The sequence below is a fragment of the Sphingomonas sp. CFBP 8760 genome (assembly GCF_014841615.1).
Taxonomy (GTDB): Bacteria; Pseudomonadota; Alphaproteobacteria; order Sphingomonadales; family Sphingomonadaceae; genus Sphingomonas.
The window spans coordinates 1-687 of the sequence record NZ_JACYUG010000063.1 but is presented as its reverse complement, the minus strand read 5'-3'; the positions used below and the strand labels follow the sequence as shown (position 1 = coordinate 687).

The window sequence follows — 687 nt, the reverse complement described above, 5'->3', positions numbered from 1 at the left end:
TAGATGTTTGGTCCCGACGATTGATGGTGCGGGTTTGATATGAACCGGTCCAGGTCATCGGTCCATGCTTTGCAGATAGCCTCGTACGGCGTGAGACCGCGCAGGGTCTTGAGCCGGCGGGCGAAGTTGTAGGCGGCGACGAAGTCGGCGAGGTGCTGCCTCAGTTGGTCGTGCGTCTCGTAATGATAGCGCTTGACGGTCGCCTCCTTGATCGTCCGGTTCATCCGTTCGACCTGGCCGTTGGTCCACGGATGCCTTGGCTTGGTTAGGCGGTGTTCGATGTCGAGGTCGGCGCATGCGGCTTCGAAGGCGTGGCAGAGGAACGGCAGCTTCTGCGCCCGCATTTCCTTGATGTCCTCGGGCGTTCAGCCATCGCCAGTCGGATCGGTGAAATGCGTGCCCCCTTCGACTTCGCTCAGGACAGGATTGTCGGTGAGCACCGTGTGGATCCGGTACGGCACGGCTGCGGCAAGGTGGCGCAGGAAGTCGCCGGCGATGCGGCGGGTGGCCTTCTCGTGCAGTTCGACAAAGGCGAACTTGGAGGTGCGGTCGATCGCCACCAGCAGGTGGAGTTTGCCCTGCTCGGTTCGCACTTCGGCCAGATCGACGTGAAAGTAGCCGATCGGGTATGCCTTGAACTTCGCTCGGACCGGCTTGTCGCCATCGACCTCGGGCAGCCGACTTATG

1 pseudogene is annotated in these 687 nt (G+C 61.9%); it reads right to left on the bottom strand.

Features of this window, described 5'->3' with window-relative positions:
* A pseudogene (locus tag IFT82_RS20355) lies at positions 1 to 687 on the bottom strand (integrase core domain-containing protein); the annotation flags it as partial.